This window comes from Rugamonas apoptosis, assembly GCF_014042355.1.
In the GTDB taxonomy this organism is placed as follows: Bacteria; Pseudomonadota; Gammaproteobacteria; order Burkholderiales; family Burkholderiaceae_D; genus Rugamonas; species Rugamonas apoptosis.
Genome location: NZ_JACEZU010000012.1, coordinates 220341 through 227688 on the forward strand (window position 1 = coordinate 220341; position 7348 = coordinate 227688).

Genomic DNA, 7348 nt, shown 5'->3' on the forward strand with positions numbered 1-7348 from the left:
GACTTTACCACTTAGAAGTATGACGTCCTCTCCAGTGCATATACTATGCGCGAATGCCTGGACAATCTCAATATTAACCCTTCGGCTTAACACCTTCTGCTCATCTCTGGCTCGATACCAAATTCCACCCAAATGTTCCCATGTATCAGCGCTCACATTTTTAGGATAGAACGCACCAATGGGTCTTCCATTATCTTGAGCCCGACTTCCGAAAACTAGGTAAACGGCAGCGGTCAACGGCATTAGAACGCCTTGGATATTTTTTCGATGTTGCGAGTCGGGTCTATATATCATATATATCGTCAATAATTGTTACCAATCTCAGCTATTCCAAGGACTGCTGTTGGCCGGTTGCGGGCGTGTTAAATCAAGCAAGACGGATACCATTGGCCGGTAAAATCTCCTGTATCACTACGAAACGGTGCTCTTTCACTGCGTCATGGAATTTACGATAGTCTGACTCCTCGAAGGCTGGTGTCCAAGCCGGCCTTTCGTCACCGTCATCTTCAGACGTGATACCGGTTCCCAGTGCCTTCCAAGAACCCTCGCCCTTAGGAATGTAAGGGGGAATCGGCTCATGAAGTCCTGAGATTGCGCCGGCTGCAACGCTACTGCACACAACCTCGAAGCGTTTTTTCTCGTCATGGTCCTGATTTGATTCGAGTAATTTAATTAAGTCTGCTTTAGCCTGCGCGGGGAGACCAGGCTGGCCTTCGAAGTCCCAAACACCTGCACAAAATGCTTGCACGACTTTGCAAGCCATGTCTGCAGCGTTAATGAAGTCTGGAAGATTTTCTCGCTCAATCGTTTCCTTGTGGGCGTTGGTATATTTCCATTTTGCCCACGGCATGTCTGGGAAATGCAACGCAGCACCATGCCCAAGTCCAGATATAAGATCCAGTGTGACTGCCTCCGCATTTTCCTCCAGTGTCTGCAACCCAGACCTCAGCTTCTCTAACCATGTCTGGTGATCATGCTGGTCGCCGACAAGGGAAGTCAGTTTGTTGTACTTACTCTCGGTTCCGCTAAATCCTTGGTGCGCCCACGTGTCGACGTAGACATGCAATGTTACGCCCAGTCGATGTAGAGAATTCGTTGCTTTTTTTTGTGCCAAAGCGTGCTTGACCATCTCTTTGGCGACAATACTATTCGGCCGACACAGGGCCTTCTTTTCAAGTGTGTCGCCCTCAGCCCCAGGTAAAAAGTGAAACGGCGCCCAAACAATACGATTCTGGTCATTGTCGGCATTTTTGTAATCGAACATCTTGTGTGCGCTAGCAAAGCGTTCGAACGTTTCCCCACCACTAAATCGAAGCAATCCTGGAGTCGTAGCGTCATCGACATACTGACATGCATGGGCCACGACTCGAGCATCTTCTTTGCTTAGGCCACCTAGTCGGCCAATGACGTATACCACACCATAATGGAAATCGATGTTCATAATAATCCCTAGAAATTGAAAGATCTTTTATGAGTGATTCGAGTTAAACGCTACCTATTACGTTATTTATATACGGACGGTCCGAAATTGGCCGAATTCAGCCTAATTGACCATATCACAGCAATTTGTGATAAATGACAAATCCAGGCTTTTCAGCAACCTTGTCATACAGCCGCATAGCGGTGGCATTGGTCTCGCGAGTCTGCCAGTAAACGCGAGAAACTCCAGCTGCTCTGGCCTGTTCGTATACAGCATTGATAAGTGCTCTGCCTACACCGAGGCCCCTTGCCTCATCGGCAGTGAATAAATCCTGTAAATAGCATGTCGGGGTAATCTGAGTGGTACTTCTGTGATAAAGAAAGTGGACTAGTCCAAGCAGTTTTCCGGAACATTCCGCGACCATTGCATGCACTGGCTCATAGGTATCGAAGAAGCGAGACCAGGTCATTTGGGTAATTTCTTGCGCTAGAGCAGTTTCTCCCGAACGTCCGTAGAAGGCGTTGTAGCCGTCCCAAAGCGGAGTCCATCCTGCTAAATCCTTCTTTTCTATTGCTCGAATTACAAGCTGCTCACTCATGGTTTCCTTATCTGGTATTTCGAATCCAAGGGCCGATCCTGATCGGCTACGGCTTAAGGTCATAGGATACCAGCTTGCCGAAATGAAAACCTCACACATTCCCACGTCAGGCGGCCCCGTCCCCAAAGCGCATAGTTGAGGCCCAACCAACGGAGGAGGACGATCATGAATACCCGTACTGGTATAGCCCGCGAACATGGCATCCCTTGGAACAAGGGCAAACTGATTGGGCAGAAAGCGCCGCTGAGGATCAGCGAGATCTGGGCGATTAGAGTACGCCTGGAAATCTATGGGCGTCGGCGGGACCTTGCGTTATTCAACTTGGCCATTGACAGCAAGCTGCGGGGCTGCGATCTTGTTCAGCTGAGGGTACAAGATGTTTGCCACGGCGGTCACGTCGCCAGCCGGTCCACTGTGATGCAGCAAAAAACAAAGCAGCCGGTGCAGTTTGAATTGACGACCGGCACGCGCAAAAGCCTGGATGAATGGATCGCGGTTGCAGCACTCAGGCATCGCGACTTCTTGTTCCCGAGCCGAGTCGGGAACTCACCACATATCTCAACCAGGCAGTACGCCCGTATTGTTCATCAGTGGTTCGATGAGATAGGAGTGGATCCTACCGCGTACAGCACGCATACCCTACGCCGAACAAAGCCAACTTTGATCTACTGCCGGACAAAGAATCTGAGGGCGGTCCAGCTGTTGCTTGGCCATACCAAATTGGAGAGCACCGTCCGCTACTTGGGAATCGAAGTTGACGATGCGCTAGAACTGGCCGAGCAAACTGATGCGTAGATAAATCTGACCAACGCGCAGCGGAGTAATTATCGAACCAGGTATTGATTCTTGTCTTTACCTTCGAGCCACTTCGGTGCGCGCCCACGGCCGGTCCAGGTATCCCCAGTTGCTTCATTTTTGTACTTGATTTCTACTGGTTTGCGTGCAGCCTTGGGCTGTTTAGCGCCGCCGGCGATATCGGCCAGCGTTAATCCGTACTCGCTCATAATTGCCTGAATTTGAGCACGCGCTGCAGCCACTTCAGAGCGCCGAGCTTCTTCTGCCTTCGCCTGCAGTTCCGCAATTTGCTTTTGAATTTCCTGGTATGAAGTCGACATAGATGGTCCTTTCAATGAACTGAGATGTGCCGATTCTACACGGGGAAATTGAAAACTCAACCGATACCGCCACCCGCACGACCAATATACGTGAGAAAGCGCGCATTTTTCCTTTCACCAAGATGATATCCTGTCACCGAAGGCTGTAATCGGCCAAAAGCGGCCGCGCCATTGGAATGACCCAATGAAAAATTAGGAGATAACATGCGTCATCTGATTACAGCTGGATTTGTTGCTGCGGCACTGGTTACTTACTACCTGGGACTCGAATATGGCTCCGGCATCCTCTTTCTTGCTGGCGTGGCGTTTGAACTGGTGTCGTTCAAGCGAATTCGTAACAGTTCGGTGAATTGAAACGCTCCCGCTTGCGGCCATTTGCCCCCATTCATTTCGTGAGGAAGTCCAGACCTTGAACCAATATGCGCCAGTATCTGCTGAATCCTGAAGCTGAAGCCATCCCGTTTGGCTTCGCATATCTTTCCGATCTTGTTGAAGGCAGATCCAAGGATCGGATCTTCATTCCCAAGGAGAAGGCGGCTGAGTTTACCGGGTTCATGATGGAGAAATTTCTCCATTCCTAGAGCACCTGGTGCGTCGGTGGCGTCAGTGACAAGGGTTACTGCTGCCGTATAGGGAAGCAAAATAGAAAAATGGGTTGATAAAAAAATGGCTTACAACAATTCCACCACTGTTGGCGAAATTCTCAGTCTGAGTGCCAAGGTCAAGAGAGAGAACGATGTGTTCGCGCAGGGGAAGAGGAAGCTTGCGAAGATCTTTCTTCGTGAGCTTCTGGACCTCCCTGCCAGTGCCGCCGATGCGGAACTGGAAACCACATACAAGGCGTGTTCTCCAAGGGAAAAAATCCCCGAAGATTCAACAGAATTCTGGAGCTTTGTCGAGAAGGAATATCTGCATCTTGAGGCAGAGCCGAAGACCAAGTTCACCGACATCTGCTTCCGTGTGAACGAGCACCTTGTAGAGCTGGCGGGAAATCTTTCTTATATCAAGAAAGAGCTAGCCAACCTGGAAGAGAAGAAGAAAACTGATGGGCGACTGACTGCTGATGAGCGGTACTACAGGAATCAACTGGAATATTTTGAGAAGAAGAATCTTGTTGCGAAAGATGAGATCGTTGATTTCATGACGCACAAGATCAAGAGCTATGCCATATCAAAGGCATCTGTTCAATCCAGCATTATGATTTTAGGAAGGTCGTTGCTGGGTGATAGTCCCTATGCCTTTGGACGGAAGTTCCTTTGGGCGATTTCCGACCCATACGATGTTCGCTCGCTGGACTCCTATTCCAATAAGTTCATGGATCTGCCAACGGGCAGTTACCGTGAGATGGTGAGGGAGTGCAAGAGTTCTCCTGAGAAATTCAAAGAATGCTCGACTATCTATATAAACGGAATTCCTGATAAGCTTTCCAGTCTTCGGGTAAAGCTTCTTGATCTCGTGGAGAAGTCGCACATCCTCTTCACCCGAAGGAATGTCATCGAAACGATGCTTCGGCACTACGAAGCGAAAGACTACATATCGTTGGTCAGCATGGCCCCCTTGCAGATCGAGGGGATTTTTGCAGACATTTGTAGGGAAATCGGCGTCTCTGAGAGTCAGCTAGACATTTCGTCGCTGAACGACAAGCTTCAGCACATTGATGGCAAGATGACAAGCTTCTTCTACTTTGAATACTACTCCTTTAAGTTCCCAGTGCTGAGAAACTTGGTCGCGCATGGTGGCTTGGTCGATGGCGATTTGGAAGAAACGGCAATCCATCTGATGCTGGATCTGCTGCCTGTATGTGAACTCGCTGTTTCGGAAGATTTGCCCGTCATCCATGCGCTGGATATCTTGAAGGAAGCCAGCAATGGGAAGGCAAAGCAGCTTGTGGAATGGCTGGATCTTCGCAAGTCGGTAGTGATTCCTGATTTCTATGGTGCCCAGGGTTCCATCGCTAAGGCAGAAGGGCACTACGCGACACAGGAATTTTGGGATTACCTTGAAGGCGAACTCAAGAAGGTAATGGACGAAGATCACATTAAGGGCAGTGATCCGGTGAAGATCGCCGGCAAGGTCAAAAGTGCTGGTTTCGCTGATGAGCAAGCAGAGAAATTCCTGAAATCCTCTTGGCGGGTAGCTACGGAAGCCATCAATCAAAGAAACGAAATGCGGGAGAAAGTGAGAAACCTGCTTAAGCCGAAAATAGAAACTCCTGAAGAAGAGAAGGAGTAGTCTTGGTGGCATGCGACTGTTGCCGATAATAGTTATCCTGGTCCAATGACTCATTGGGGAGTCTTCTGTCTCAATCATATTATTGATATTATTTTTTGTGACCTACCGGAGGTCCAAGTGTCGATAGCCAAATAATCGAGCCTAGGAAAACGCGACCGGCGGCTACGGGGCGGAAACTGCCGTCTGACATAGTTCGTTAGATAAGCTGTGAACTAATGCAATTTAGATTTCTTCTCTATCAGGCCTCGGCTGGAATCTCGCGCTGGACGTGCTGGCCCGCTCTATCGTGTTGCGGGCTTGCTGCGGGGGCATAGAGGTGGTTTTCGTCGCGAGCGTGGTTGCTAGCGGACTTTGGGCGGCGCGCGCTACAGGCTGCCGCTGCTCGGGCTTTGTGGCACTGATGCGGGACATATAGCTCCGCAGCGTGGGGGCGGAAATCGGGAGGCCATGTTCGCTCAGAATGTCGGCGATCTCTGTGTAGGTATAGCCTTGGCGAGCCAGAGCTCGCACATCCTCTGCAAGCAAGGATACCGCGCGGAGCTTCGACGCGACCTTGTTTTCACGCGGCTGTTGCACGAGCTTGGTAAGCGCGTCCCTGATCTCGCTGATCGGCTTCATGGTAAGCGTGGTCACGATATGATTTCCTTCCTGCCGCCCACCAGGTCATCCGAGGGCTTGGGGGTAAGAGTTCATTTTGTGGCCCTCTCGTGATCAGGTTTTGATATGCCTCAGTTGCGCGCTTTGCGCACTGTTGCGACAAACCGGTCGCGAGGCAGTCGCGCTAGTTGCGTGCAAATGCACACCACGGTTGCGGTTCGTAACAGTGGCGGTGCGCCAGCGTGCGCGCCATGTCGCAAGGGCGTAGTGCGGATATCGCCAAAGCGCCGCAAAGATGACGCGCTTTGCCGCACCTCGGTGCTGGAGCGTCGCGGATAAGCCACGAAGTCGCTGCGCACCATGCACGATTTGCCGCAATCAGTGAACGACGCGTGCATGGATGTATATCGCTTCAGTTACTTCCGTTGTGCGGCGTGGGATTTAGCAGAAAAGAGCTGGACAGGGTAGGGTTTGCTATACCGCCGCGCAGCGACGGTATAGCAACCGGAACACTCCAGTCGTTGCACTCCCTCCATGTTCCTACCACCCTGCTCAGGGCGTGGCCCCGAGACCCCGGCCGCAATGCATTGATTGGGCATTTAAGGTCCCAGGTAACTGCTGATGGAGCTTGGTAGTAGTAGTTACTGTTGCCTTGCTCGCCCGAAATTATGGGGAATTATGGCCATGTCCATAATTCCCCATAATTCTCCATAATTGCATCTCGGCGAGACTTTTCTCATGTGCAGCACAGATGCAGTCGCATACAACCTTAACGGTTACTATCAACGGTGGCCGGGGTTGGTGCCAAAAAACGGGATCATCCTATATGGGGGGGGCTGCATTGTCTGGTAGCGCTATTGCATCGCCTGGCCGTGTTGGATCGGGTTGAGATCGTTGTCGTGCAGTACTGGGGTAATTTGGCCACCATGTGGGTAGGCTTCAGCCTGGATGTTGTCGGGCCGGGTAGTCTTGATGCCGGCGCACTGGCCAGTACCGGGCGGGGCTGGAGTGGGGCGCGATAGTCGTGGTATCGAACCGGGCAATCAGACTTCCGACCAATAGCGGCGGCGCGTATTCGACACCAGGTGCGCCGGCAATGAAAAGAACGGCTTTCCTAAACGCAGCACTGAGCTTAGTCAGCGATCTATGATCTTGGTTCGGCGCTGGTTGTCTGCCTGTGTTTCATATCAATCAGCTTGTGTGACGAAATGCTAACATCCTTTTAGCGGCGGCAATTCGCACGTCGTGGGGGAGGGCATTGAAATAGCCCCCTGATTCACCGGACACAGCCTATGCGCTATTCTTACGGATAGGAATAGGACTGTGCATATGACTAGGAACAAGCAAACAATCGAGGTTGTAACGATAAGCCAGGAGCGCCGCAGG

8 protein-coding genes are annotated in these 7348 nt (G+C 51.0%); 4 read left to right on the forward strand and 4 right to left on the reverse strand.

Annotated features, from left to right (window positions below):
• Positions 1-367 precede the first annotated feature (367 nt).
• Positions 368-1441 carry a DUF6765 family protein gene (locus H3H39_RS22425; protein ID WP_182156595.1) on the reverse strand — a complete coding sequence of 358 codons (1074 nt, stop codon included), beginning with the start codon at positions 1439-1441 and terminating at the stop codon, positions 368-370.
• Positions 1442-1556: 115 nt separating this feature from the next.
• Entirely contained in the window at positions 1557-2018 is a 462-nt protein-coding gene (locus tag H3H39_RS22430; protein WP_182156596.1) for a GNAT family N-acetyltransferase, read from the reverse strand.
• Between the two features lie 165 nt (positions 2019-2183).
• Here H3H39_RS22430 and H3H39_RS22435 point away from each other — a divergent pair, with 165 nt between their 5' ends.
• Complete coding sequence (locus H3H39_RS22435) at positions 2184-2813, forward strand: tyrosine-type recombinase/integrase (RefSeq protein ID WP_182156597.1); 630 nt, start codon at positions 2184-2186, stop codon at positions 2811-2813.
• Positions 2814-2842: 29 nt separating this feature from the next.
• Here H3H39_RS22435 and H3H39_RS22440 read toward each other — a convergent pair whose 3' ends face one another.
• A complete protein-coding gene (locus H3H39_RS22440) occupies positions 2843-3133 on the reverse strand; it encodes an H-NS histone family protein (RefSeq protein WP_182156598.1) in 291 nt (96 codons plus the stop codon).
• 204 nt (positions 3134-3337) lie between these two features.
• Between H3H39_RS22440 and H3H39_RS22445 the strand changes: the two genes are divergently transcribed.
• From H3H39_RS22445 to H3H39_RS22455, 3 genes are all read left to right on the forward strand, one after another.
• Positions 3338-3487, forward strand: a complete 150-nt coding sequence (locus H3H39_RS22445; RefSeq protein ID WP_182156599.1) for a hypothetical protein — start codon at positions 3338-3340, stop codon at positions 3485-3487.
• A 65-nt stretch (positions 3488-3552) separates the two neighbouring features.
• Positions 3553-3714 (forward strand): hypothetical protein, encoded by a 162-nt coding sequence (locus H3H39_RS22450; protein WP_182156600.1) that lies wholly within the window; start codon positions 3553-3555, stop codon positions 3712-3714.
• An 85-nt stretch (positions 3715-3799) separates the two neighbouring features.
• Positions 3800-5365, forward strand: a complete 1566-nt coding sequence (locus tag H3H39_RS22455; protein ID WP_182156601.1) for a hypothetical protein — start codon at positions 3800-3802, stop codon at positions 5363-5365.
• A gap of 222 nt (positions 5366-5587) precedes the next feature.
• Here H3H39_RS22455 and H3H39_RS22460 read toward each other — a convergent pair whose 3' ends face one another.
• On the reverse strand, positions 5588-5998 hold the full coding sequence (locus H3H39_RS22460) for a hypothetical protein (protein WP_182156602.1): 411 nt from the start codon (positions 5996-5998) through the stop codon (positions 5588-5590).
• Between the last annotated feature and the right edge of the window lie 1350 nt (positions 5999-7348).